Source organism: Pseudonocardia xinjiangensis (assembly GCF_012911925.1).
In the GTDB taxonomy this organism is placed as follows: domain Bacteria; phylum Actinomycetota; class Actinomycetes; order Mycobacteriales; family Pseudonocardiaceae; genus Pseudonocardia; species Pseudonocardia xinjiangensis.
Map to the genome: position 1 here is coordinate 1 of NZ_JAAXKY010000017.1, position 23,536 is coordinate 23,536.

The 23,536-nt window shown below is 72.8% G+C and carries 24 protein-coding genes and 1 pseudogene; 11 read left to right on the top strand and 14 right to left on the bottom strand.

All coding sequences use genetic code 11. The features are described from left to right. From HF577_RS07870 to HF577_RS07895, 6 genes are all read right to left on the bottom strand, one after another. On the bottom strand, positions 1-465 hold a 465-nt coding region (locus HF577_RS07870; RefSeq protein ID WP_169395090.1), incomplete at its 3' end, for an aconitase X swivel domain-containing protein. Continuing rightward, positions 462-1,742, bottom strand: a complete 1,281-nt coding sequence (locus HF577_RS07875) for an aconitase X (protein ID WP_169395091.1) — start codon at positions 1,740-1,742, stop codon at positions 462-464. The genes HF577_RS07875 and HF577_RS07870, both read right to left, overlap by 4 nt. Further along, positions 1,739-3,085, bottom strand: coding sequence for an MFS transporter (locus tag HF577_RS07880; RefSeq protein ID WP_169395092.1), 1,347 nt, complete (start codon positions 3,083-3,085; stop codon positions 1,739-1,741). Before HF577_RS07880 ends, HF577_RS07875 begins: the two co-directional genes overlap by 4 nt. A gap of 76 nt (positions 3,086-3,161) precedes the next feature. Further along, positions 3,162-4,454 carry an FAD-dependent oxidoreductase gene (locus tag HF577_RS07885; RefSeq protein ID WP_169395093.1) on the bottom strand — a complete coding sequence of 431 codons (1,293 nt, stop codon included), beginning with the start codon at positions 4,452-4,454 and terminating at the stop codon, positions 3,162-3,164. Positions 4,455-4,538: 84 nt separating this feature from the next. Beyond that, on the bottom strand, positions 4,539-5,480 hold the full coding sequence (locus tag HF577_RS07890) for a LysR family transcriptional regulator (protein ID WP_169395094.1): 942 nt from the start codon (positions 5,478-5,480) through the stop codon (positions 4,539-4,541). A gap of 50 nt (positions 5,481-5,530) precedes the next feature. Continuing rightward, positions 5,531-6,025, bottom strand: coding sequence for a DUF5709 domain-containing protein (locus tag HF577_RS07895; RefSeq protein WP_169395095.1), 495 nt, complete (start codon positions 6,023-6,025; stop codon positions 5,531-5,533). 228 nt (positions 6,026-6,253) lie between these two features. On the opposite strand from HF577_RS07895, the pseudogene HF577_RS39630 reads away from it, so the two are divergent. From HF577_RS39630 to HF577_RS07905, 3 genes and pseudogenes are all read left to right on the top strand, one after another. Further along, positions 6,254-6,376 (top strand): annotated as a pseudogene (locus HF577_RS39630) (helix-turn-helix transcriptional regulator); the annotation flags it as partial. Between the two features lie 42 nt (positions 6,377-6,418). Next, positions 6,419-6,748 carry a hypothetical protein gene (locus tag HF577_RS39635; RefSeq protein WP_312859012.1) on the top strand — a complete coding sequence of 110 codons (330 nt, stop codon included), beginning with the start codon at positions 6,419-6,421 and terminating at the stop codon, positions 6,746-6,748. Beyond that, positions 6,745-7,392 carry a nucleotidyl transferase AbiEii/AbiGii toxin family protein gene (locus HF577_RS07905; protein WP_211173941.1) on the top strand — a complete coding sequence of 216 codons (648 nt, stop codon included), beginning with the start codon at positions 6,745-6,747 and terminating at the stop codon, positions 7,390-7,392. Before HF577_RS39635 ends, HF577_RS07905 begins: the two co-directional genes overlap by 4 nt. 27 nt (positions 7,393-7,419) lie before the next feature. Here HF577_RS07905 and HF577_RS07910 read toward each other — a convergent pair whose 3' ends face one another. After that, on the bottom strand, positions 7,420-8,130 hold the full coding sequence (locus HF577_RS07910) for a FadR/GntR family transcriptional regulator (RefSeq protein ID WP_169395097.1): 711 nt from the start codon (positions 8,128-8,130) through the stop codon (positions 7,420-7,422). A 117-nt stretch (positions 8,131-8,247) separates the two neighbouring features. On the opposite strand from HF577_RS07910, the gene HF577_RS07915 reads away from it, so the two are divergent. From HF577_RS07915 to pdxR, 3 genes are all read left to right on the top strand, one after another. After that, the gene (locus tag HF577_RS07915; protein ID WP_169395098.1) at positions 8,248-9,441 is read left to right on the top strand and encodes a CaiB/BaiF CoA transferase family protein; all 1,194 of its coding nucleotides are present in this window, start codon (positions 8,248-8,250) and stop codon (positions 9,439-9,441) included. Beyond that, complete coding sequence (locus HF577_RS07920; protein WP_312859002.1) at positions 9,438-10,946, top strand: carboxyl transferase domain-containing protein; 1,509 nt, start codon at positions 9,438-9,440, stop codon at positions 10,944-10,946. Before HF577_RS07915 ends, HF577_RS07920 begins: the two co-directional genes overlap by 4 nt. 98 nt (positions 10,947-11,044) lie before the next feature. Beyond that, a complete protein-coding gene (pdxR, locus tag HF577_RS07925; RefSeq protein WP_169395099.1) occupies positions 11,045-12,463 on the top strand; it encodes a MocR-like pyridoxine biosynthesis transcription factor PdxR in 1,419 nt (472 codons plus the stop codon). A 17-nt stretch (positions 12,464-12,480) separates the two neighbouring features. Here the strand turns inward: pdxR and HF577_RS07930 are convergent, their stop codons facing one another. Continuing rightward, positions 12,481-12,822: a hypothetical protein gene (locus tag HF577_RS07930; RefSeq protein ID WP_169395100.1), complete on the bottom strand. Its 342-nt coding sequence runs from the start codon at positions 12,820-12,822 to the stop codon at positions 12,481-12,483. Between the two features lie 76 nt (positions 12,823-12,898). Continuing rightward, on the bottom strand, positions 12,899-13,810 hold the full coding sequence (locus HF577_RS07935; RefSeq protein WP_169395101.1) for a polysaccharide deacetylase family protein: 912 nt from the start codon (positions 13,808-13,810) through the stop codon (positions 12,899-12,901). A 283-nt stretch (positions 13,811-14,093) separates the two neighbouring features. Between HF577_RS07935 and HF577_RS07940 the strand changes: the two genes are divergently transcribed. After that, positions 14,094-14,789, top strand: a complete 696-nt coding sequence (locus HF577_RS07940; protein ID WP_211173943.1) for a universal stress protein — start codon at positions 14,094-14,096, stop codon at positions 14,787-14,789. 80 nt (positions 14,790-14,869) lie between these two features. Then, the gene (locus HF577_RS07945; protein ID WP_169395103.1) at positions 14,870-15,055 is read left to right on the top strand and encodes a DUF1918 domain-containing protein; all 186 of its coding nucleotides are present in this window, start codon (positions 14,870-14,872) and stop codon (positions 15,053-15,055) included. Positions 15,056-15,147: 92 nt separating this feature from the next. On the opposite strand, the gene HF577_RS07950 is transcribed toward HF577_RS07945, so the two are convergent. The 4 genes from HF577_RS07950 to HF577_RS07965 form a co-directional block, all read right to left on the bottom strand. After that, positions 15,148-16,515: a glutamine synthetase family protein gene (locus tag HF577_RS07950; RefSeq protein WP_169395104.1), complete on the bottom strand. Its 1,368-nt coding sequence runs from the start codon at positions 16,513-16,515 to the stop codon at positions 15,148-15,150. After that, the gene (locus HF577_RS07955; RefSeq protein ID WP_169395105.1) at positions 16,512-17,654 is read right to left on the bottom strand and encodes an amidohydrolase family protein; all 1,143 of its coding nucleotides are present in this window, start codon (positions 17,652-17,654) and stop codon (positions 16,512-16,514) included. Before HF577_RS07955 ends, HF577_RS07950 begins: the two co-directional genes overlap by 4 nt. A 158-nt stretch (positions 17,655-17,812) precedes the next feature. Further along, positions 17,813-18,010: a CsbD family protein gene (locus HF577_RS07960; protein ID WP_312859003.1), complete on the bottom strand. Its 198-nt coding sequence runs from the start codon at positions 18,008-18,010 to the stop codon at positions 17,813-17,815. Between the two features lie 120 nt (positions 18,011-18,130). Further along, the gene (locus HF577_RS07965; protein WP_169395107.1) at positions 18,131-18,628 is read right to left on the bottom strand and encodes an STAS domain-containing protein; all 498 of its coding nucleotides are present in this window, start codon (positions 18,626-18,628) and stop codon (positions 18,131-18,133) included. A 414-nt stretch (positions 18,629-19,042) separates the two neighbouring features. Here HF577_RS07965 and nhaA point away from each other — a divergent pair, with 414 nt between their 5' ends. Both nhaA and HF577_RS07975 read left to right on the top strand, forming a co-directional pair. Beyond that, positions 19,043-20,353 (top strand): Na+/H+ antiporter NhaA, encoded by a 1,311-nt coding sequence (gene nhaA / locus HF577_RS07970; protein WP_312859004.1) that lies wholly within the window; start codon positions 19,043-19,045, stop codon positions 20,351-20,353. Between the two features lie 61 nt (positions 20,354-20,414). Beyond that, positions 20,415-21,545 (top strand): AI-2E family transporter, encoded by a 1,131-nt coding sequence (locus tag HF577_RS07975; RefSeq protein WP_169395109.1) that lies wholly within the window; start codon positions 20,415-20,417, stop codon positions 21,543-21,545. A gap of 27 nt (positions 21,546-21,572) precedes the next feature. On the opposite strand, the gene HF577_RS07980 is transcribed toward HF577_RS07975, so the two are convergent. After that, on the bottom strand, positions 21,573-21,923 hold the full coding sequence (locus HF577_RS07980) for a hypothetical protein (protein WP_169395110.1): 351 nt from the start codon (positions 21,921-21,923) through the stop codon (positions 21,573-21,575). A gap of 316 nt (positions 21,924-22,239) precedes the next feature. On the opposite strand from HF577_RS07980, the gene HF577_RS07985 reads away from it, so the two are divergent. Beyond that, positions 22,240-23,523 carry an MFS transporter gene (locus HF577_RS07985; protein ID WP_169395111.1) on the top strand — a complete coding sequence of 428 codons (1,284 nt, stop codon included), beginning with the start codon at positions 22,240-22,242 and terminating at the stop codon, positions 23,521-23,523. Positions 23,524-23,536 lie beyond the last annotated feature (13 nt).

Genomic DNA, 23,536 nt, shown 5'->3' on the forward strand with positions numbered 1-23,536 from the left:
AGTCAGTTGTGTATAAGAGACAGGGGGTGGGGTGACGTGCACCAGGCCTGCGGTCGCGTCCAGGCACAACCGATCGCCGGTGCGGATCATCGCCACCGGATCCTGGTCCAGGTCGGTGAGGGCCGGGACCCGGGTGACCACCGCGCCCAGCGCGGCCTTCGTCGTGGTCACCGTGAAGATCATCCCGATGGGCGCGGTGCCCAGCAGGCGGGTGGTCTGGAAGAACCCGGACCAGCCCGATGAGCCCTTCGCGCCGGGGAAGACCAGGATCTTGCCGGTGAAGCAGACGCCGTGGAGCTCGTGACGGCGCTCGATGATCGTGCCGGTGGCCGGGTCGATCCCGCCCCAGCCGGAGATCGTCTCGTGCGAGACGAGCGCCTCGCCCTCCACGACCCCGGGCACGACCGTGCGTCCGCGCAGCACGAACGGCGCGCGCACCTGCTGGGCCGCAGCCTCCTGGGTCATCGCAGCTCTCCCCTCCAGCGTCCGGTGACGGCGGCGTCCACACAGTCCTCGAGCGTGCCGAACCAGGCCTCGATGCCGAGGATCGCGGGCAGGTAGTGGGCCTGCTTCGCCGAGTCGGTGGCGAAGACCTTGGTGCCGGCCGGCGCGGTGCGCGACATCGCGGGGCAGGAGTCGGCGAGGATCTTGCCGCCCGCCGCCTCGATCACGGCGGTGTAGCCGCTGCGGTCGGCGACGTCCTTGAGCGCGCGCGGCGCCATGATCCACAGCTGGGTCCCCGAGTGCAGGCGCTTCCCGTCGAGTGCCCTCGCGGCCGCCCGGATCTGGTCGACCGAGGCGTGCGGGCAGCCGAGCAGGACGAAGTCGACGTCGGTGGACGTGCCCTGGTTGTTCAGCATCTCGTACATCGCGCGCCGCTCCGCCGGCCCGTAGCGCACGGCCTCGGGCACGGCGGCGGCGCCGAACGCCGCCTCGACGGTCGGGGCCTCCGGCGTGATGCCGGGCACGTGGTACAGCTCGACCCCGCCCGACGACGCGGCGGCGGCCCCGAAGTGCTTGAGGTCGACCAGGTCCGGGTGGGCGTAGTCGCCGACGACCACGGGGCGCTGGTCCTGCACGACGTCGCCGACGAAGTAGCCGAGCATCCCCCAGTCCATGAAGTCCCGGACCGGGCCGTCGACGTGCACGAGGTGGGTCCCGTACCGGTTCTCGGTGAGGTGATTGCCCCAGCACGGGATCTTGCCCGTGAGGCTCGCGGCACCGGTGGACGCACCGCCCTCGCAGTTGGTGCGCGCCCCGATCACGGAATTGGCGTAGACGACGGCGGAGGACTCCATCCAGGCGATGTGCTCGCCGCGCACCGGCAGGTTCCCCACCTGGTAGGGCGTGCAGGTGGCGAGGATGTTGACGCCCCGGCGCCCGTAGAACGCCTCGGCGTCGGTCTGCAGCTCCACGAACTCCTTCGGGTAGGGCACCGTGCCCACGGAGTCGGGGCCGAACCCGTGCTGGAGCTGGCAGGTCGGCACCTTCATGTCGGGGATCTCGAGCGGCTCGTCGTGGTCGAGGTTGATCACCGCGAACGCCCTGTTCCAGCCACCCTCGGCCACCAGCCGGGCCTTGGCTGGCGAGGGCTGGGTGGTCGTGCCCGCCACGTTGCGCGTGTCGCAGAACCGCTCGGCGTCGAGCGCCTCGCCGTAGCGGACCAGCAGGTCCATCGCCGCGGCGACGGCCGGACCCTCGGCCCCGTCGCGCATGCCCTTCTCCTCGTCGGTGAGGATCATGCGGTGGCCTCCTTCGCGGTCGTCGCCGTGGTCGCGCCGCGCGCCACCGGGTTGGTCTCCGGGCCCTTGCGCACCGCCGCGAACATCAGCAGCCCGCCGCCCAGGATGAGGACCACCGGGCCGAACTCGTAGGGCATGATCGTGCTCAGCGCGAGCAGCCAGACGCTGTACAGCCCGGGCAGGATCAGCCCGAACATGTAGCCGATGCCGTAGCCGCTGGCCCGCACCGACGCCGGGAAGCGCTCGTTGAGGTAGACCAGGATCACGCCGAGCGGTGCCGACGGGATCACCTTGGCGACCACGTAGAGCACCCCCACGACCCAGGCCGGCGCCGCGGTCCCCGCGGTCAGCGCGAGCAGCAGGAACGCGGCGGCGACGACGAACGCCATCACCAGCGCCCAGCGCATCAGCAGCGCGCGGCGGCCGATCCGCTGCCCCACGGCGGCGAGCACCAGGATCATGCCGATGGTCAGTACGGAGGAGATGATCTCCAGCGTGCTGCTCAGCTGCGCACTGTGTCCCAGCACCTGCACGATCAGGGTCGGCAGGAACGACACCGACATCTGCGTGGCGAACCAGTAGCCGCAGGTGAACAGGAAGACGCTGGTGATCAGGGCCCGGTGCTCGGTGAACAGCTCGACCACGGGCTGGCGCCGGGTCTCGCTCCGGCGTTCGGCGTACACCGAGTCGTCCTCGACGACCTTGCGGTAGTGCCACAGGTACACCAGGCCGAGCACGACCCCGAGGAAGAACGGGATCCGCCAGCCCCACGTCAGGAAGCTGTCCTGCGGCACCCCCTCCAGCACGCCGAGCAGCAGCGCGTTCATGACGAGGAACGAGGCGGGCGCGCCGATGCCGATCAGGCCGCCGACGCGCCCGCGCCGCGACACGTGCGCCTGCTCCAGCGCGAGCGGGATCGGCGCGGCGTACCCGCCCGCCAGGAAGATCCCGCCGACGAGCCGGAGCAGGGCGAACACGACGATCGCGGCGTAGCCCCACTGCGGGTAGCCGGGCATCAGGCCCATCAGCAGGGTGACGACCGTGAAGCCCCACCCGCTGATCATCGTGACGCGCTTGCGGCCGATCCGGTCGGAGAGGTTGCCGAAGATGACGCTGCCGATCGGGCGCCCCAGCAGGCCGACGGTGAACAGCACCGTGGTCATCGTCGCCCGTAGCGGTGCCGGCAGGTCGGCCGGCATGAAGTACGCCATGGCGGCGGGCAGCACCAGCGCGGGGAGGTAGACGTCGAAGCTGTCGACGAACATCGAGAACGCCCCGCCCCGCGCGGATCGTCGTTCGTCTGCCTCGGTGATGGTGGTGCGTCGTTCTTCGGACAGCGTCATCGCCGGCCTCCTCGGAATGTGGTGGGAGCGTCAGGACGGGACGCCGCGCGCCGGCAGCCCGTCCGTGCGGGTCGGGTCAGCCGTCGAGGTTGTGCGACAGCCTGCCCGCGAGCTCGGCGTGGTCGATCTCGTGGACGCTGCCGTGCGCGCCCGCCAGCGCCAGCGCGTGCGCCGCGCCGGCACCCATCGCCGCGCACGGGCCCATCACGCGGATGCTCGAGAGCGCGGCCGCGTCGCCGTCCACGCAGCGGCCCGCGACGAGCAGGTTGTGCACGCCGGGCGGCGTCATCGAGCGCAGCGGGACGTAGTGCACGTGCTCGGGGCCGAAGGTCTCCCACACGTAACCCTGCGGGGTGTCGTGCAGCTCGATCGGCCACGCGGTGCGCGCGACCGCGTCGGGGAAGCGCGTGCCGGCCCGCACCTCCTCGGTGGTCAGCTGGTGCACGGCCTGCACCCAGCGGGTCTGGCGCCGGCCCGGGAACCCGTAGGCCCGCACCCGCGCCTTGCCGAACACCTCCGGGTACTCGGCGCGCAGGAACGCCACCACCCGGTCGGCCTGCGCCTTGCCCTCGAGCTGCGCCCGCGCCGCTCCCATCGGGTCCAGCGGCGCCTCGATGTGGGTCATGTTGAGCACCGCGGTGCCACGGCCGGGGAAGAAGAACGCGAGACCGTCGCGGCGGCGCAGCCCGTACTGCTCGGCCTTCTCCGCGACCCGGGCGGTCAGGTCCTGGGGGTCGGGCCGGTGGTTCTCGTCGAGGTTCTCCACGACGAGCTGCTGCGAGCCGTAGATCTCCCGCTCCGGCAGGTGGCAGGGCAGCCCGGCCTCCCAGGCGAGGGAGGCGTCGCCGCTGGCATCGACGAACCCGGTGGCGGTCACCTCGACCGTGCCGTAGCGGGTGCCGAGCCGGACCGCCCGGATCAGCTCGTCGTCGCGCGTGACGTCGGCGAGCACCGCGCCGGTGATGACCGTGATGTCGAGCCCGGCCACCGTGTTCTCCACCCAGCGGCCGAGCGCCACCTCGTCGTAGCCGACGACGGTGGTGTGGTGGCGCCGGAAGTAGAGGTCGCCGGTGGCGTCGAGGTCGCGGAAGATGTCGTCGAAGACGCCGTGGGTGAGCTGGTGGTGCTCCGGGGCGTTGCCGAAGACGCCGCAGAACAGCCCGATCAGCGAGTTGACCATCTGGCCGCCGAGCACGGGCAGCGCGTCGACGAGGACCACCCGCCGTCCCAGCCGGGCCGACTCCACGGCGGCGGAGATCCCGGCGATACCTGCGCCGATGATGCAGACGTCGGCGCTGACGTCGTGCCCGACGGGTTCGGCCGGTTTGGTGACGGTCCGGACCTTCAGGTCGGTGAGGGGGTGCGGCATGGATCACACGCTAGGCAGCCACGACCCGGGCGTGGAAATAGAGATTCGGGCTGCCGACCCATCAACCGGACCTATAGACCGTGGTCAGGCGTCCGCGGCGAGGCCGACGAGCGTCTCCCGGAACCAGCGGTGGGCGGGGTCGCCGTCCAGGTCGGCGTGCCACCAGAACCTCTCCACGATCGGCTCGGGCTCGCCCGGGCAGGGCAGCACCCGCAGGCCGAGCGGCTGCGCCACCTGCCGCGCGAGCCGTTCCTGCAGGAGCGCCACCCGCTCGGTCCCCGCGACGAAGTACGGCACCGCCTGGTAGCTCTCCACCCGGACCCGGATCCGCGGCTGCATGCCGAACAACAACAGCTGCCGGCTCAGCGGCGCGGCGCCCGGGAAACCGCGGTCGGGCTGGAACGGGGCCACCCAGCACATCCCGGCCAGCTGTTCGAGGCTCAGCTCGTCGCCGACGTGCGCGTTGGCCGCGTCGACCACGCAGACCCAGCGGTCGCCGAACAGCTCGACCGACCGCACGCCCGGCAGGTCGAAACCCCGCACCGGAGGCGCGATCATGCCGTCGATGAGCCGGATGGTGGTGGCGGCGTCGGCCGAGAAGGCCTCGCGGACGAGCCGGACGTGGAGGTCGATGCCGGGGGCCCGGGTGGCCAGCTCGGCCGACAGCCGCCTGCCGAGCACCGCCACCGTGTAGTCGGCCATGAGGACCGTGAACTCGCGGCGGGTGGAGCCGGGGTCGAAGGACGTGCCGGTGGCGAAGAGCCGTTCTGCGGCGGCGCACACCGCCTCGACCTGGTCGGCGAGCTGCATCGCCAGCGGGGTGAGCACGTACCCGCCCCGGCTCCGGACGAGCAGGTCGTCGTCGAAGTGGCGCCGCAGCCGCGACAGCGACGCGCTCGCCGCCGGCTGGGAGACACCGATCCGCGCCGCGGCGCGGGTGACGTTGCGCTCGCGGATCAGCTCACGGAGCGCGACCAGCAGGTTCAGGTCCAGGTTCGCCAGCCGGGCGGAGGGAGGCCTCACCACGTTCCGACGATAACCGGCCCGGCGCAGGTCCCGCCGTCACCCGAGCGGTGTCACCGTCCCGGGCTCAGGTTCCCCTCGTCGTCCACATCGGAGTCGTCGTCGAAGTCGCCGTCGCGGTCGGCGACGATGTGGACCGCCGCCTCCTCCGCGGAGGCCGCGGCCCCGTCGACGCCGATGTCCTGGGCGAAGAGCTCCTCGTCCTCGTCGAAGCTCCCGCCGTTGTCGGTGGCCACGAGCCGCCCGGAACGGGCGTCGCCGACCTCGTCGTCGAGCAGTTCGCCGTCGGTGTCGCTGGTGTCACCGAGGCCGTCCCAGTCGGGGTCGGCGCGGTCGGGCACCTCCCGGGCGAGCAGGTGGTCGAGGCTCTCGCCCTCGTGCTCCTCCCGCGGGGTGGTGCCCCACTCGTCGAGCCCGAGCGGGCGCTCCGGCGGCGAGTAGCCCTCGTCGAGCACGTCCGCCACGCCGCGGTCGTCGAGGCTGTCCTCGGGCTCGAGCAGCCCGGAGTCGTTGTCGTAACCGTCCGTGCGGTCGTCGTCGCTGCTCACGTCACCCTCCAGGAGACCAGGTCAGCCACCCAGCCTGCCAGGTCCGGCCGGTACTCGGACGGCGGGTGCGACCGGTCCGGTGCGACGATGCGGCGAGCACAGCACGAGGTCGACGGAGAGGCGCGGGCGCATGCCGGATGCGCGGTTCTTGCGCCGCACAGCTCCGACGCCTAACGTATCCGATCGGATACGTTGGAGGTTGCCGTGGAACCAGGTTCGCTGATTGCCGTGGTCCGCCACCGCGCACAGCTCAGCCAGGGCGAGCTGGCCGAGCGAGCCGGTACCTCGCGACCGACCCTCTCGTCGTACGAACACGGCCACCGCTCCCCGACCTTGAGCACTGCCGCACGGATACTCGCCGCTGCGGACCACGAATTGACCGCGGTGCCGATCGTGCGCTTCGAAGAGCGCACCACGCGCCGGGGCCGCACGATCGCCGTCCCGTCACACCTGCCGCGCCTGCCACCGGCGCAGGCGCTGGCCACCGTCCGACTCCCCCTCCACCTCCACTGGTCGGCCCCACGCCGATCCTTCGACCTCCGGGACCGCGCTCAACGCGCCCGCGTGTACGAGATCGTGCTCCGCGAAGGCGGGCCGATGGACGTCCTGACCTATGTCGACGGCGTGCTCCTGACAGAGCTCTGGCCCGACCTCGTCCTTCCGCGGGAGGTCCGAGCCGCGTGGGCGACGGTGGTGGACCGGGCGATGACCGAGGCGGCGTGAGCTACGGCCCACCCGCGCTGACCGCGTTCCAGATATCGGTCGCTGCGCTGTTCTTCTCACTGCCGGCCAGCGAAGGATTCCTCCTGGCCGGAGGCGCCGCGCTGGCGGCTCAGAAACTCACATCGCGCCCGACCCACGACCTCGACCTGTTCACCCGCGCCGGGGCGAGCAGTGTCCCTGAGGCCCGCGACGCGTTCGAAGCGGCGGCCCGCGATCGCGGGTGGACCGTCGAGCGGATACGGGACACGGAAACGTTCTGTCGCTTCGTCGTCCACGGTGACGACGACCTGCTCGTCGATCTCGCCCTGGACGCCCCGCCCACCATGCCTCCGGTAGCCAGTATCGCTGGTCCGACGTTCGGGCTCGAGGAACTCGCCGCCCGCAAGGTGGTCGCATTGTTCGACCGAGCCGAGGCACGCGATTTCGCCGACGTGTTCGCCCTCGCGCAGCGCTACTCGAAGGACCTCTTGATCCACCGGGCGGCCGAAGTCGACGCCGGCTTCGATCCCGTCATCCTCTCCACGATGCTCGGCTCACTCAGCCGATTCCGCGACGATGAGATCCCGGTCGACGCGGTACGCCTGGACGAGCTCCGCTCGTTCTTCGAGCAGTGGCGAGAAGAGCTGCGAGCCGGTGGCACATGACGGCCGCGCCGAGCTGAGCCCCCGGGCTCAGCTCTTCCGCAGCAGCGCCACGTCCGACACCGCGGCGATGTGGGCGCCCATCGCCGCCGCGGCTGCGGCGGCGTCGCCCGAGCGGATCGCGTCGGCCACCTTCCGGTGCCCGGCCAGCGACTGCTCCGGGCGTCCCGGCTGGGAGAGCGACTCGATGCGGCTCTCGCGCACCAGTTCGGAGATCTTCACCATCAGGTCCGCGAGCAGCCCGGAGTGCGCGGCCGCGGTGACGGCGGCGTGGAAGCGCTCGTCCCCGCTCACACCGCGGCCACCCCGGGCGACCTCGCGGGCCATGTCGTCGAGGGCGGCGTCGATCGCGGCGAGGTCGTGCTCCGTGCGGCGCTGGGCGGCCAGGGCCGCCAGCTGCACCTCCAGCGCCTCCCGGGCCTCGATCACCTCGCGGAGCTGGTTGCGCCGGGCGTCCAGCGCGGCGAGCACCTGCTGACGCGGTGGGACGTCGAGGATCACCGCTCCGTCGCCGTGGCGGACGTCGATGACGCCCTGCACCTCCAGCGCGATGAGGGCCTGGCTCACCGAGGCGCGGCTCACCGCGAGCTGGGCCGCGAGCTCACGCTCCGGCGGCAGCCGGTCACCGGGTTGGAGGCCCTCGGCGCTGATGTGGTCGAGCAGGCGCTCGACCAGCTGCTCGTAGAGCCGCGGCCGGCTGAAGGGGCGTAGGGACTGACCGCGCTTCGGTGCAGCGGACACAGGAATCGGCTCCTCCACGTGCTGGGTGGACAGGAGTATATTCCTCTTATTGGCTAGTCCACTGAGCCATCAGACCTCTCCTCGAGGCCTCGGCGCACCGACACGAGGGAGCACCGCATGTCCGCCCCGCTCGACGGCCTGATCGTGGTCGATCTCAGCCGGGCCCTCGCCGGCCCGCACGCGACGATGATGTTGGGCGACCTGGGAGCGCGCATCATCAAGATCGAGACGCCCGCGGGCGGCGACGACACCCGGGGCTGGGGCCCTCCCTTCGTCGGCGACGACGAGCACGGCGTGGAGTCGACCTACTTCCTGTCGGCCAACCGCAACAAGGAGTCGATCGCGCTCGACCTCAAGTCAGGCGAGGGGCACGCCGCCCTCGAATCCCTCGTCCGCCGTGCCGACGTGCTGGTGGAGAACTTCCGCACCGGCGTGCTCGACCGGCTCGGGTTCGGGATACCGGAGCTGCACCGGCTCAACCCGCGGCTCGTGGTCCTGTCGATCTCCGGCTTCGGGCACGACGGGCCCGAGGGCGGCCGCGCCGGCTACGACCAGATCGCGCAGGGCGAGGCCGGGCTGATGTCGGTCACCGGGTCGGGTCCGGGCGACCCGCAGCGCGTCGGGGTGCCGATCGCCGACATCCTCGCGGGCATGTACGGCGCGTACGGGGTGCTCGCCGCGTTGCGCGAGCGCGATCGGACGGGGGTGGGCACGGTGGTCCGCACCTCGCTGCTCGCGGCCGTCGTCGGGGTGCACGGCTTCCAGGGCACGGCGTGGACGGTCGCCGGCGAGGTCGGCCACGCCCGCGGCAACCACCACCCGTCGATCTCCCCCTACGGCCTGTTCCACTGCAAGGACGGCGCGGTCCAGATCTCCTGCGGCAGCGAGGGCCTGTGGCGACGGCTGTGCACGGAGTTCGGGCTCGACCCCGCGGCCGAGGGGCTGCGCACCAACGGGGACCGCGTCCGCCACCCCGACCTGGTCCGCAAGGTCGTCGAGGACGCCTTCGCCACTGACGAGCCCGACGCGCTGCTCGTCCGCCTCGCCCGCGCGGGAGTGCCGGCGGGCCGGCTCCGCTCGATCGACGAGGTCTACGCGTGGGACCAGACGGCCAGCCAGGGCCTGCTCGTCGACGTCGAGCACGCCACCCTCGGCCGCCTCACCCTCCCCGGTCCCCCGCTGCGGTTCTTCGACGGCGACGACCGGGAACGGCCGCGCCGCAGCCACAGCGCCCCGCCGACGCTCGACCAGCACGGCCCCGCGCTGCGCGCCGAGCTCGGTCTCGACCGGCCCGAGGGGGTGCAACCGTGACCGCGGCGACATCCACCGGGGCACCCTCCACCGGAGCGGGCGCCCTGCTCGCCACGGTGCTCGACGCCGGGTCGTTCCGCAGCTGGGACTCGACTCCGGTCGCCGTGTCGACCGACCCGCGCTACCTCGCCGAGCTGGCGGCCGCCCGGGCCCGCAGCGGCACCGACGAGTCCGTGATCACCGGGGAGGGCCGCATCGACGGCCGCCGGGTCGCCGTGCTGTGCAGCGAGTTCACCTTCCTCGGCGGCTCCATCGGGGTGGCCGCGTCGGAGCGGCTCGTCCAGGCGATCGAGCGCGCCACGGCCGAACGGCTGCCGTTGCTCGCCGCCACCGCGTCCGGCGGCACCCGCATGCAGGAGGGCACCGTCGCGTTCCTGCGCATGGCCGCGATCACCGCGGCCGTGACCGCCCACAAGGCGGCGGGCCTGCCCTACCTGGTCTACCTGCGCCACCCCACGACCGGCGGCGTGTTCGCCTCGTGGGGCTCCCTCGGTCACATCACGGTCGCCGAACCCCACGCGCTGATCGGCTTCCTCGGACCGAAGGTCTACTCCGCCCTGCACGGCGAGCGGTTCCCGTCCGGGGTGCAGACCGCGGAGAACCTGCAGGCCCACGGGCTCGTCGACGCGGTACTGGCGCCGGACGAGCTCGCCGGGGTCGTCACGCACGTGCTCGCGCTCCTGGACCCTCCCCAGCCGGGAACGCCACCGGCCCCCACCCCGTCCCGGGGGCCGGTGGCGCCCGAGCTCACGGCCTGGCAGGCGATCACCGCCACCCGCAGGCCCGAGCGGCCCGGCGTGCACGACGTGCTGCGGCTGGCCACGGTCGACCACGTCGGGCTGGCCGGCACCGGGGAGGGAGAGGCGGGCGACGGGCTGCTGCTCGCGCTCGCCCGGTTCGGCGCGCAACCCTGCGTGCTGCTCGGGCAGGACCGGGGCGCCCGCAACCCGCTCGGCCCGGCCGACCTGCGCGTCGCCCGCCGGGGGATGCGGCTGGCCACCGAGCTGCGGCTGCCGCTGGTCACGATGATCGACACCCCGGGGGCCGCCCTGGACCCCGCCGCCGAGGAGGGCGGCCTCGCCGGCGAGATCGCGCGCTGCATCGCCGACCTCGTCGACCTGCCGGTCCCGACGGTGTCGGTGCTGCTCGGGCAGGGCACCGGCGGAGGCGCATTGGCCCTGCTGCCCGCCGACCGGGTGCTCGCCGCGGGCAACGCCTGGCTCGCCCCCCTGCCGCCGGAGGGCGCCGCCGCGATCCTGCACGGTGACGCGGCCCGCGCGCCCGAGGTGGCTCAGCTGCAGGGCGTCCGGGCCGGTGACCTCCACCGTGCCGGGGCCGTCGACACCGTCGTCCCCGAGCTCCCGGACGCCGCGGACGAGCCGGGTGCGTTCAGCCGGCGCCTCGCCGCGGCGGTCGAGGCGGAGGTAGGACGGCTCCGACCCGCGGACCCAGCCCGCCTGACGGCCCGGGTGGATCGGTTGCGGCGCCTGGGGCTGCCCGGCTGATCCGCCGCGCCGGATGACCAAGGATTGAACCGGAATGGCCCGCAGTTCGTCGTGACATAAACATGGGGGATGAATCGACCTTCTGTAGGTGCAATTCGGTGGGGAATCCGTGGGTCAATCTGACCGAGCAGCTCGGCTCGGACGTACATCGGGAGCTGGCCGGTCGGGGGAGCCGGCGCGCAGCGCTCATCCGGGCACTCCGGGAGGCCGTCCGCTCGGGACGGCTCGCGCCGGGCAGCCGGCTGCCCCCGTACCGGTCGGTCGCGGCCGAGCTGGGGTTGGCGCGCAACACCGTGGCGGACGCCTACGCGGAGCTCGTCGCCGAGGGGTGGCTCACCGCCCGGCAGGGGGCGGGTACGCAGGTCGCCCGGCGTGCCGCGCCACCCGTCCCACGCCAGGGCCGGCCGGCGGCACCGGTGGCGCAGGAGGCACCGGCCGCCCGACCGCGCCCGGTGCACAACCTCGCCCAGGGGCAACCCGACGCGTCGTCGTTCCCGCGCAGCGCCTGGCTCTCCTCGGGTCGGCGGACGCTGGCGGCGGCGCCCGGCGACGCGTTCGGCCCGGGTGACCCCCGCGGGCGGATCGAGCTGCGGGAGGCACTGGCCGAGCACCTCGGGCGGGCCCGCGGGGTGCGCACCACGCCGGCCCGGATCGTCGTCTGTTCCGGCTTCGGCCACGCGCTGCGTCTGCTGTTCCCCGGGACGGCGGACCGCCGGCTTGCCGTCGAGTCCTACGGGTACGCGCACCACACGCCCGTGACCACCGTGCCGCTCGGCGTCGACGACGACGGTGCGCGGGTCGAGGAGCTCGGGCGCCACCCGCAGCTGCGCCACGTCCTGCTCACACCCGCCCACCAGTTCCCCACCGGCGCCCCGCTGGCACCGGCCCGGCGGCAGTGGGTCCTCGACTGGGCGGGGTCCCGGGACGGGCTGCTCATCGAGGACGACTACGACGGGGAGCTGCGCTACGACCGCCTTCCGGTGGGTGCTCTCCAGGGGCTCGACCCCGAGCACGTCGTGTACATCGGCTCGGCCGGCGCGGCCCTCTCCCCGGGCATCTGCCTGAGCTGGATGGCCCTTCCCGAGCAGCTCGTGGAACCCGTGCTCGCCGCCCAGAGCGAGCAGGAGCCGTGTGCCTGCGTCCTGACCCAGCTAACGCTCGCCGACTTCATCGCCTCCGGCTCCTACGAGCGCCACGTCCGCCGCATGCGTCAGCGCTACCGTCGTCGCCGCGACCAGCTCGTCACGGCTGTCGCAGAGCGGGGCGGCCGGTTGCGGCCCACCGGGATCGCCGCGGGCCTCCAGCTGGTGCTGCGGTTGCCGCCGGGCACGGAACGGACGCTCGTGGAGGCGGCGACCGCGGCCGGGATCGCCGTCGACGGGCTGTCCACGTTCCGCCACCCGGACGCACCGACGGCCGCGGCGGACGGCCTGGTCGTCGGCTACGGCGCCCCGTCCGACCAGGCCTTCGACGCCGCGGTGGACGCGCTGTGCCGGGTGCTGTCGCAGCACACCTGACCGGTGCCGCGCCGGGGTCAGCCGGCCTCGGCCGCGCCGCGGACCAGCAGGTGGCCGAGCTCCTCGAGACGGGAGCGCACCTCGCCCTCCGGCTGCTCGTCGGCCACGGCGAGAGTGCGCTCCCCCAGGCGGCGCATCAGGTCGGCGAGGACGGCGCTGTCGGGCTCATCGCTCTCCAGCTCGCCGCGCAGCTCGGCCAGCATCGCCCCGATCTCCTGCAACGCGACGGCCGCCGTGCCGTCCAACCGGTCCTGCCAGCGCTGCACCTCGACCAGCCCGCCGGCGATGCCGAGCGCGAGGGGTCCGGACTGCAGGGCGCTGGTCGTGAGCTCCAGGTCGTGTTCCACCGGGTCGGCCATGGAACTGCCGATACCCGCCCGGCCGCCCCCGGAACCCGCTGTCGCCCGAACGCAGTGTCGGGAGACCCCGGCCGGCTCACGACCCGGGGCTCGGCGGGGTCAGCTGGGCCCTGGCCACCTCCGCGATCCGGGCGTGGGTGGCGAACCAGACTCCGGTGTGCCCGGCGATGTGCGCGAGCAGCTCACGCAGCACCACCAGCCGGGACCGGTGGCCGATGATGTGCGGGTGCAGGGTGAGCTGGAACAGCCCGCCCTCGGCGTAGGCGGCGTCGAACTCGTCACGCCAGATCTCCAGCAGGGCCCGCGGCCGGGTGTAAGGCCGCAGCGCGCCGTAGCGCTCCATCATCAGGTACGGGGCGTCGTCGCGGATCCACTCCACCGGGATCTCCACGATCCCCGTCGGCCGGCCGGCGGCCACCAGCTCGTAGGGCTCGTCGTCGGCCATCAGCGACGAGTCGTAGCCCAGCCCGAGCTGCTCGATGATCGCCAGCGTCCGATCGGAGAAGTCCCAGCTCGGAGTGCGGATACCGACCGGGCGCACGCCGCTGAGCTTCTCCAGCACCTCGATCGCACGGGCGGTGAGATCGAGCTCGGCGGCGGGCTCCAACGTCATGTTGCGTTCGTGGATCCAGCCGTGCACGCCCACCTCGTGCCCGCCCGCGATGTAGGCGGTGACCTCGTCCGGGTGCAGCAACGCCGACACCGCGGGCATGAAGAAGCTGGCCGGAACGCCGAACTCGGCGAGCAGCGCGAGCACCTTCGGCGCGGCCACCCGCGCGCCGTACTCGCCCTGCGAGAGCTTCCCCGGCCGGGTCTCGCCGTCGCGTAGGGGGATCGTCTCGTGGTCGGGGTCGAAGGAGATCGCCACCGCGACCCGGGCGCCGCCCGGCCAGCTCTCCGGCACCAGCCGGGCCCCGGCGCGCACCCGGTCGACGTGCCCTCGCCACGTGGTCTCGTCCCACTGCCACGGCTGCGGTTCCGCGGTCACGGGGTGCCCTGCCGGAACGAACTGCTGATCGGCGCGCCGCTCATCCGATCACTCTGCGACGCCGGATTTCCCCGGTCAAGGCACGCCAGCGGCCGGCGTCCCGAGGGCGGTCACCGCGCCGCGTGACGGCCGTGTGCCCGCCCGGGTGCCGGCGGCGGCCGATCGGGTCCAGGGCGACCCGTCGGCCGGTTGCACCGGGTCGTTCCGGGGGCGCAGGTTCCCACCATCATGTAATGGACCGGGGGCCGCTCTCCGGAGAAGGGTCGCAGTAGTGAGCGTCCACGTGACCACCCTGCCGATCCGACACGCCGATCCCGTGGAGCGCAGCGGCGTGGTGATCGTGTGCGACGGCTCGGAAGCACCGGACTGGGTGGTGCAGTGGTGCCGCCGGTCCGGCCGGTGGCTGCGCCGCCAGCACCTCCCGGAGGCCGCACCCGGCGACTTCCCCGCGTCGGCCCAGCGCATCGAAACGATCGCCGAGACCGCGGCGGACGCGGCCCGCCAGGGCGTCGCCGTCCTCGCCGTCGTCTCCGAGCCCGGCACCGCCGCCCGCTCGGGGCCGCGCCGGGTCGTCGCCGCCGTGCAGTCCCTGCCCGACGACGCGCCCGTGCTGGCGGCCGCCGCCACCGCCGCCCAGCACATGGGCGCGGAACTGGTCGTCGCGCACGGGGTGCCCACCTCGTTCGGCGCGCGCAGCGTCGGGCTCGACGCCGCACTCGACCGCGCCCGGAGCCTCCTGCACCGGGCCGAGGCCGACGTGCTCGACGCCGTCCCCGGGCTCACCGTGGAGCAGCGGCTGCTCCGCGTCCACCCGCACGAGATGGTCGGCGAGGGGCTCGACGCCGACCTCCTGGTCGTCGGCGCCTCACGTACGTCCCCACCCGGTCCGCTCGGGCTCGTCGCCTGCAGCGCTCTGCACCACGCGCCGTGCTCGGTGCTGCTCACCCCCCGAGCCCCACTGCCCCGGCACGGTTCCTGAGGATCGGAGGCCCTTCGGCCTTGTCGGCGGCCCGGCGCGGTCCCAGACTTGGCACGGGCACCAGTGGAGGAGGACGCGCGATGCGTTGCTGCACGGGAGACCAGATCGTCGTCGAGACCACCACGCTCGACACCCGGCCTCGACGGGGTGAGGTGGTCGAGGTGATCGGCGACGGCGAGCGGGAGCACTACCGGGTCCGCTGGCAGGACGGCCACGAGTCGGTCTACTTCCCTGGCCCGGACGCCCGGGTGGTGTCGGAGGGCTGACGCTCAGCCACCCACGAGTCGCCCGTTTCCGACCCGCGAGTCGCCCGTTTCCGACCCGCGAGTCGCCCGTTTCCGACCCGCGAGTCGCCCGGTCAGAACGTGGTGAAGGTGGCCGCTCGCACGGCGTCGTCACCCATCTCGGCGCACCGGTCGTACTCCGCCCGGCGGGTGGCGAGGATGCACCGGCCCAGCAGGTCTCCGAGGCCTTCCATCAGCACCGGGTCGGCCTCCAGCAGCGCGTGGGCGGTCCGCTGGTCGGTGGGCAGCGGCTGGACCCCGCAACGGCCGGCCTCCTCCCAGCTCAACGACGCCGGATCGCGCGGGGCCGGTTCGGGCAGGTCGAGCTCACGGGCGACGCCGTCGAGCCCGGCGAGGATCAGGCCGCCGAGTGCGAGGTAGGGGTTGCTGCTCGCGTCACACGCCTTCAGCTCGGCGTTGGCGCTCTCCTGCTCCCGGCCCCGGAACGGGGACGCGACCCGCAGCGCGGCCTCCCGGTTGTCGAAGCCCCACGAGACGGTCGACCCGGCCCAGGCGCTCGGCCGGAGCCGGTCGTAGGACAGGTAGGACGGGCAGGTCAGCGCGACGAGAGCGGGGAGGTGGTCGAGCACGCCGGCCAGGAACGCGCGGGCCCGCTCCGACACGGCGAACGGGTCGGCGGGCTCGGGCAGCAGGTTCGTGGTGCCCTCGCCGTCCCACAGGGAGAAGTGCACGTGGGTCCCACTGCCGATCGCGTCCGGCCACGGCCGCGGCGCGAACGACGCCAGCAGGCCGTGCCCGCACTCGGCGACCCCGCGGACGGTGTCGCGCAGCCGCAGCTGGTTGTCGGCGGCGGCCAGCGCGTCGGCGTAGCGGACGGAGATCTCCTGCTGTCCCGGCCCGTACTCGTTGATGGCCTGCTCGACCACGAGACCCTGCTCGACCAGCGCGTCGACGATGTCGTTCATGACGGGGGCGGCCCGGTCCAGGCCCGCCGAGGAGTACACGGGCCCGTCGGCCCACGGCCGTGGCCCGTCGGGGGTGCGTTCGGCCAGGTAGAACTCGTTCTCGAACGCCGCACGGACGCGCAGCCCCGCCTCGTCTGCCGCCGCCACGGCGCGCTGCAGGAACGCTCGTGGGCAGCAGCCCCAGTCCCGCCCGTCGTGGCCCACCTGGTCGCACAGCACGCTGCCCACCCCGTCCAGCCAGGGCAGCCGGACATAGGTGGTGAGGTCGGGGACGATGCGGATCTCGCCCACCGGTTCCATGTCCTCGACCGCGACGAGGTCGTCGAGCACGTTGATCGCGTTCTGCGCCCGCGTCAGCCCGAGCCCGGAGGTGAGCGCCCCGTCCAGCCGCGAGGCGTGCGCCTGTTTGCCGCGGATCACCCCACTCGGGTCGCAGTAGAGGAACCGCAGCAGCCGCACCCCGTCGGCCGCGATCCGGTCGAGCAGCTCGGTGTGCCCCGGCGGGGCGTCCGTCACCGCTCCCCCAGCGCGTAGACGCGCCGCGCGTTCCCCGCGCCGACCATCGCGGCGACGCGGACCGCGTCGGCCGAGGACCAGTCGCCCGACGACACCCACGCACCCAGGAGTTCGGTCATCGCGCGGCGCCACAGCAGCGCGCCCAGGTGGTGCAGCTCCGGGGGGCCCCATGCGTCGGAGGAGAAGAGCACCTTGGCGAACGGCGCCACCTCCAGCGACTCGGCCACCACCGCCGCGCTCCGCGAGCCGGCGTAGTTGATCGCCAGCCCGACGTCGAGGTAGACGTGCGGGAACGCGGCGGCGAGGTAGGCCGCCGTGCGGTGGTACGGGTAGCAGTGCAGCAGCATGATCGGCACCTGGCGGTCCTGCACCCGGCGCAGGAACCCGGTCATCAACGACGGGTCGCTGCGGTGCAGGGTGAGGTCGGTGTCGCCGTAGCCGACGTGGAACTGCAGCGGGAGCCCCCGTTCCACGCCCACCCACAGCAGGTGGCGCAGCAGCACCGGGTCGGTGAGGCGTCCCCCGGCCCGCAGCCACTGCCCGGCGGCTCGCCGCACCTCGCCGGGATCGGGTGGCTCGGGATCGAAGTCGAGGCCGTACCGGTAGGCGATCACCGACTTCAGCCCGACGGCGCCACGCGCCCGCTCGTCGAGGGCGGCGGCGAACGCGGCCGCGAAGCCGGACGCGTCGGTCCCCGCCGCTGCCACGTCCTCGGCCACCGACTCCAGCCGGACGACCTCCTCGGCCGATGCCGGCTCGGTGGGCGTGCTCGCGGCACTGGCCATCTCCGCGGGCCCGAGAATCTCGTCGGCGCGGTAGCCCGTCTCCACGAGGAAGCACCCGATACCGCTCGCGGTCAGGAAGCGGCGGGTCACCTCGGCTGGGCCGAGCACGCGGCGCCGCTCCAGGTAGTCGGGCACGTCGACGTGCGGGGGCAGATCGAGCACCGGGGCACACCAGCGGCGGACGGCGAAGCCGATCTGCGAGTCCAGATGCGAGGTGCCCGCAGGTGCGGGCCAGGAGGACTCGGAGAGCCCGGCAGCGAAACCGGCGGCGTCGAGGCCGCCGCTCGCCGCGCCGTGGACGTGGTGGTCCACGAGCCGCAACGAGTCCACAGCCGCCGCAACCGGCTCCGTCATGGCCAATCCCCCGATCGACGAGCTGGGGATCAGCAGACCGCCATGCGCCGGGCGCGTCAAGGACGCGGCCGGGCGGCTGCCCGAGGCCGACCCGCCCTCACCTGCGGAGGTGGCTCCCCCGCGTCCGCGAGATCACAGCGCGGCCCGGGCGGCGGAGCTCAGGGATGGTGACGGCGACGGCCCCGCCCGCGGAACATGTCCTTGACCTTCTCGACCATTCGCCTGAAGCGGCCCTTCACCTCGTCCGATCTGCCCTTGGCCTGGAGGCGCCTGTTGCCGGTGACCTCGCCGGTGTTCCGCTTGAAGCGTCCGCGCAGTTCCTGGGCCTTGTTGCCGAGCTTGCTCGTGAAGCTCACAACAGCCACCTCCTCCGACCGGTTCCCGGGCCCCTGCCCGGGAAGCCGGCTCGTCCGCGGGGTACCACGGGCGGAGACCCGTCAGCTACCCCATTCCGGTGAGAACCCGCAGGTCACTGCTCACGATCCCGAGACCGGACGACGCGTCTGGGCCGGGATGAACACGGTGCGCTGCGGCGTGTCACCGGCTCTGCGGCGACGGCTCCCCCAGTCGCCGCGATGACGGCCCGACGCCGGTGGGGCGCAGTCGGCCTGGCGCGGCAGCGTGTCGTGGGGGTCGATGATGTCGAGGCACCGGAGGACCTGCCGGCTGCACCCGACCACGCGGAACGCGACGTCGTGGCGCGTGGCGATGCTCGCCACCTCCAGGAGTGCGGAGAGGCCACGCGCGCCCACGAAGGTCACCGACGACAGGTCGACGACCAGGCTCGAGAGGCCTGGACCGGTCCGGAGCTGTTCGGTCAGGCAGCGGGTCAGTGCCGGCTCGGTGAACAGGTCGATCTCGCCGCTGACGTGCACGGTCACTTCCGTGGCCGGCCCGCTCACGCTGACGAGCCGGATCCGTGCGGTGTCGATTTCTGGCGACGGCGCCTCTCGACCGCCTGCGAACACGTCCATGCCACACACCCGCACTTCCCGGCCTCGCCGGCGGAGGCCATCGTTCTGCGTGAGAAGGGCCAGGAGACTCGGAGCCGACAGCTTCGGTGGCACTCCGCGAACCTCGTACCCGACGAGCTCCGAGCCAGGTCGCCCCGGATGCGGTTGCTGATCCGGCGCGGCTTGTCCAGCGGACGCGGAGCAGGGGCCAGGCCTGCGTCGTGGCCTGACTGTAGCGGCGTCCACCCCGTCTGAACAGGGCGAACCCCGGTCGGAGGAACTCCTCACCCCCGGTCGTCACACGCTCCGCGCCCGCCCACGGCCTGCGGCGCAGCGGCGGCCGCCCGGTGCTCCACCCGGGTGGGCCCTACGATGACGGGCGGTGTGCCGGGAAGTCTGGTCGGCGGTCTCGTTCCCGACCCCTGTGGAGGCACAGTGACCACGCCGACCGGCCGTCCGTCACCCCGTCTGTTCGGCCGGGGGAGCTGGCCCGAGGTCAGCCGGGTCGCCGAGATCCTGCGCACCGAGACCGTGGGTGGCGCGCTGCTGGTCGGCGCCGCGGTCATCGCGCTCGTGTGGGCGAACTCGCCGTGGTCCGGCATCTACACCGGACTCGCCGGCCTCACGGTCGGCCCGGTCGCGCTGCACCTCGACCTGACACTGGCGGAGTGGGCGGCCGACGGCCTGCTGGCGATCTTCTTCTTCGTGGCCGGGCTGGAGCTCAAACGCGAGTTCGTGGCAGGCGACCTGCGCGACCCACGGCGCGCAGCACTGCCGGTCGCCGCCGCCGTCGGGGGGATGGCCGCCCCCGCCGTGATCTACGTGGCCCTCAACGCCGGCGCGGGCGCCGGTGCGCTGGCCGGATGGGCCGTCCCGACCGCAACCGACATCGCCTTCGCCCTCGCCGTGCTGGCCGTCATCGCCACCCACCTCCCGTCGGCGCTGCGGACGTTCCTGCTCACCCTCGCCGTGGTCGACGACCTCCTCGCGATCACGATCATCGCCGTCTTCTACACCGACTCCCTGCAGCTGGTTCCGCTCGCGCTCGCGCTGCTGCCGCTCGGGCTGTTCACGGTGCTGGTGCAGCGCCGGGTCCGGTCCTGGTGGCTGCTGCTGCCTCTCGCCGCGGTCACGTGGGCGCTCGTGCACGCCTCCGGGGTGCACGCCACCGTGGCCGGGGTGCTGCTCGGGTTCGCCGTGCCGGTGCTCCGGCGCGCCGACGGCCCCGGCCCGGGCCTCGCCGAGCACTTCGAGCACCGCTTCCGGCCGATCTCGGCGGGTTTCGCCGTGCCGGTCTTCGCGTTCTTCGCCGCCGGGGTGTCCGTGTCGGGGTCCGGAGGGCTCGGCTCGAGCCTCACCGACAGCGTCACGCTCGGCGTCGTCATCGCCCTGCTGGTCGGCAAACCGATCGGGGTGCTCGGCGCGACGTGGACCGTGCAGCGCTTCACCCGGGCCACCCTCGACGAGGGCCTGTCGTGGTGGGACGTGCTCGGGCTCGCCCTGCTCGCCGGGATCGGGTTCACCGTGTCCCTGCTCATCGGCGAGCTCGCCTTCGGCGCGGGCACCGAACGCGACGACCACGTCAAGATCGGGGTGCTGGCCGGGTCGCTGCTGTCGGCGCTGCTGGCCACGGTGGTGCTGCGCATCCGCAACCGCTACTACCGCCGCATCCGCGCCGCCGAGGAGCTCGACACCGACGCCGACGGCGTGCCGGACGTCTACCAGACCGACCCGGACCGGGGCTGAGCCCGAACCCCGGAGCCGGCCGGACTGTTTGCGCTGAGCCGTGGCGGTGAACCCCGGCCCGGTGACCGATGCGACAACCGAGGAAGCCCGCTCCCGGGTTCCGGTGCGGACGATCCTGACCACCATCGGGCTGGTGCTGGCCACCGGCGTCGCGGTGCTTCTCGTGACGCGGGTCGAACGCGTGCTGATCTGGATGGCCGTGGCACTGTTCTTCGCGGTCGCGCTGTACCCGGTGGTCGACTGGGTGCAGCGCCACGTCACCCGCGGCCGCCGGTCGCTCGCCACGCTGCTGGTGTTCGTGCTGGTGCTGGTCGTACTGGGCGGGCTGCTCGCGGTGTTCGCGGTGCCGCTGGCGCAGGAGGGCACGCAGGTCGCGGGGCAGCTGCCGCCCCTGATCGCCGACGCCCGCGCGGGCCGCGGCCCCGTCGGAGACCTGCTCACGCGGGTCCACGCCCTGGAATGGGTGCAGAACAACCAGGACCGGATCCGCGAGTTCGCCACGGGCCTCGGCACACCTGCGCTCGGTGTGGTGCAGGCGGCCGGCACGGCCGTCGTCGCCACCGTCACGATCTTCGTGCTGGCCTACCTCGCCGTGCTCGAAGGTCCGAAGGTCGTCGACGGGTCGCTCGCCCTGTTCCCGCCGGACCGCGCCGAACGGATCCGCAGGGTCACACACGACTGCGCGAAGACGGTCACCGGCTACATCTCCGGCAACCTGCTGATCAGCGTGATCTGCGGGCTGCTCACCTACGCCGTCCTCAAGATCGCCGGGGTGCCCTTCGCCGGGTTGATCGCGCTCTTCGTCGCCATCACCGACCTGATCCCGCTGGTCGGCGCCACGATCGGAGCGGTCGTCGCCACGATCGCAGGGTTCGTGCACTCCGTGCCCGCCGGGATCGCGGTCCTCGTGTTCTTCGTGCTCTACCAGCAGTTGGAGAACCACCTGCTGCAGCCGCTCATCTTCGCCCGCACGGTCAAGCTCAACCCGCTCACCGTTCTCGTGGCGATCCTGGTGGCGGTGGAGCTGGCCGGGATCCTCGGTGCCCTGCTCGCCATTCCCGCAGCCGGCATCATCCAGGTGATCCTGCGCGACGTCTGGGACCACCGCCGCGGCCGGCCCAAACCGCAGCCCACGGTCGGCCCGGAGCAGGTGCCCGTGGACCAGGCAGGCCGACCGGCGACAGCGGGCTGAGGCGGAGCGTCCCGCCGGGAGTCGACGTCAGGAACCCGCGCCCGCCCCGGCGCGCCTGTCGGGCGCGGGGGGCGCCGCAGTGGCGAACTGGGCCCACATCAAGGCGTGTTCGAGCCCGCACGCGTAGTCCCGGCAGCCCGACGGTCTGCCGTAGATGATCGCCTCGGCCCCGGCCAGCTCACGGACGATCGCCCTGGACGACACCGGGAGCCCGGTGAGCACCCCGGTCAGTGGCCCCGGACCACCCGCGCACAGCCACTGCAGCGCGTCCAGCGCGCCCCGCCGGAAGTTCGGCGTGCCCGCGTCCTCCCGGGCCTTCAGCGCGGCCATCTGCGCTACCAGGACGGGACGCTCCCGCATCCGACCATATCCGCTCATGATCACCTCCGGGCAACCACGGCGCGCCCCCCACCCGCGCAGCCCGCCCCTTCCGGATCGTCGGACGACTCTCCGAGGACGAGACAGAGAATCTACAACAGACACTATAGCTTCGGACGCCCTGCGACAGAAGCCCTGCGAGCACGGCCGCACAGCCGCCCCGGGCGCCGCCGCCCGGCATCCCCACCATTCCACCCATAATGGGCCATCTCGACAATTACCTATTTCTCCGGGTCGCCCCGAACAATTGCTACGCGTATCGTGCGACCAGTTGTCGGGGGAAGGACCGGGTAAAATGGCAGGCCGAGCATCCGGAATGACCGATTCGGCGAGTACGTCACTCACACCCGACCAGCGGAACTCCTTTCTCGCCGCCCTGCTCGGCTGGACGATGGACGCGTTCGACTACTTCATCGTCGTGTTCGTCTATGCCGACATCGCGCACGACTTCGGCGTATCGCTGACCCGAATGGCCTTCCTGACCACCGCGACCCTCATCATGCGGCCGGTGGGCGCGATCGTGTTCGGCATCTGGGCCGACCGGAGGGGCCGGCGCATCCCACTGCTCGTCGACGTGTGCTTCTACTCGGTCGTCGGGTTCCTCTGCGCGTTCGCTCCGAACTTCACCGTGCTCCTGGTGCTACGCCTGCTCTACGGCATCGGAATGGGTGGCGAATGGGGTCTCGGCGCCGCGCTGGCGATGGAGAAGATCCCGGTGAAGCGCCGTGGCTTCTTCTCCGGCCTGCTGCAGCAGGGCTACTCGCTGGGATACCTGCTGGCCTCACTCGCCTCGCTGGTGGTGATCACCGCACTCGGGCTGTCCTGGCGCTGGCTGTTCGCCCTCAGCATCATCCCGGCGTTGATCAGTCTCTTCATCCGGGTGCGGGTGCGGGAGTCCGAGGTGTGGAGCGCCACCCAGCAGCGGATGCGCGCGACGAACTCCACGTTCCGCGACGTCCTGCTCAATCCCGTGGTGCTGCGCCGGTTCGGCTACCTGATCCTGCTGATGACCGCGTTCAACTGGCTGAGCCACGGGACGCAGGACCTCTACCCCACCTTCCTGAAGGCCACCGACGACGGCGGAGCGGGCCTCTCCGTCGCCGCGTCGACGTGGATCGCGGTGGTCTACAACGTGGGCGCGATGATCGGCGGGATCGTGTTCGGCACCCTGTCGGAACGGTTCGGCCGCCGGTACACCATCGTCTTCTGCGCGATACTCGGGCTGCCGATCGTGCCGCTGTTCGCGCTCTCCCGGACGGCCGGGTTCCTCGTGCTCGGGTCGTTCCTCATGCAGGTGGTGGTGCAGGGCGCCTGGGGCGTGATTCCGGCACACCTCACCGAGATGTCGCCCGACACCATCCGCGGCTTCTATCCCGGCGTCACCTACCAGCTCGGGAACTGCCTGGCCGCGTTCAACCTGCCGATCCAGCAGAGTCTCGCTGCATCGCACGGCTACCCGTTCGCACTGGTGGCGACGGTCGTCCCGGTGCTGATCGCCGTGGCCGGACTGACCCTGGCAGGCAAGGAGGCGAAGGGCATCGAGTTCGGTGGCCGGCTCGGGACATCGAGGGCCGACGCCGCCCCGATCGGCGGGTCCTGAGGAGGGTCCCGGG

What these genes read in the sequence shown, in the direction of transcription:
- HF577_RS07875 (WP_169395091.1), bottom strand. Translation starts at nt 1,742, where the DNA reads ATGATCCTCACCGACGAGGAGAAGGGCATGCGCGACGGGGCCGAGGGT.
- HF577_RS07880 (WP_169395092.1), bottom strand. Translation starts at nt 3,085, where the DNA reads ATGACGCTGTCCGAAGAACGACGCACCACCATCACCGAGGCAGACGAA.
- HF577_RS07885 (WP_169395093.1), bottom strand. Translation starts at nt 4,454, where the DNA reads ATGCCGCACCCCCTCACCGACCTGAAGGTCCGGACCGTCACCAAACCG.
- HF577_RS07915 (WP_169395098.1), top strand. Translation starts at nt 8,248, where the DNA reads ATGTCCGCCCCGCTCGACGGCCTGATCGTGGTCGATCTCAGCCGGGCC.
- HF577_RS07930 (WP_169395100.1), bottom strand. Translation starts at nt 12,822, where the DNA reads ATGGCCGACCCGGTGGAACACGACCTGGAGCTCACGACCAGCGCCCTG.
- HF577_RS07945 (WP_169395103.1), top strand. Translation starts at nt 14,870, where the DNA reads ATGCGTTGCTGCACGGGAGACCAGATCGTCGTCGAGACCACCACGCTC.
- HF577_RS07955 (WP_169395105.1), bottom strand. Translation starts at nt 17,654, where the DNA reads ATGACGGAGCCGGTTGCGGCGGCTGTGGACTCGTTGCGGCTCGTGGAC.
- HF577_RS07965 (WP_169395107.1), bottom strand. Translation starts at nt 18,628, where the DNA reads ATGGACGTGTTCGCAGGCGGTCGAGAGGCGCCGTCGCCAGAAATCGAC.
- HF577_RS07980 (WP_169395110.1), bottom strand. Translation starts at nt 21,923, where the DNA reads ATGAGCGGATATGGTCGGATGCGGGAGCGTCCCGTCCTGGTAGCGCAG.
- HF577_RS07985 (WP_169395111.1), top strand. Translation starts at nt 22,240, where the DNA reads ATGACCGATTCGGCGAGTACGTCACTCACACCCGACCAGCGGAACTCC.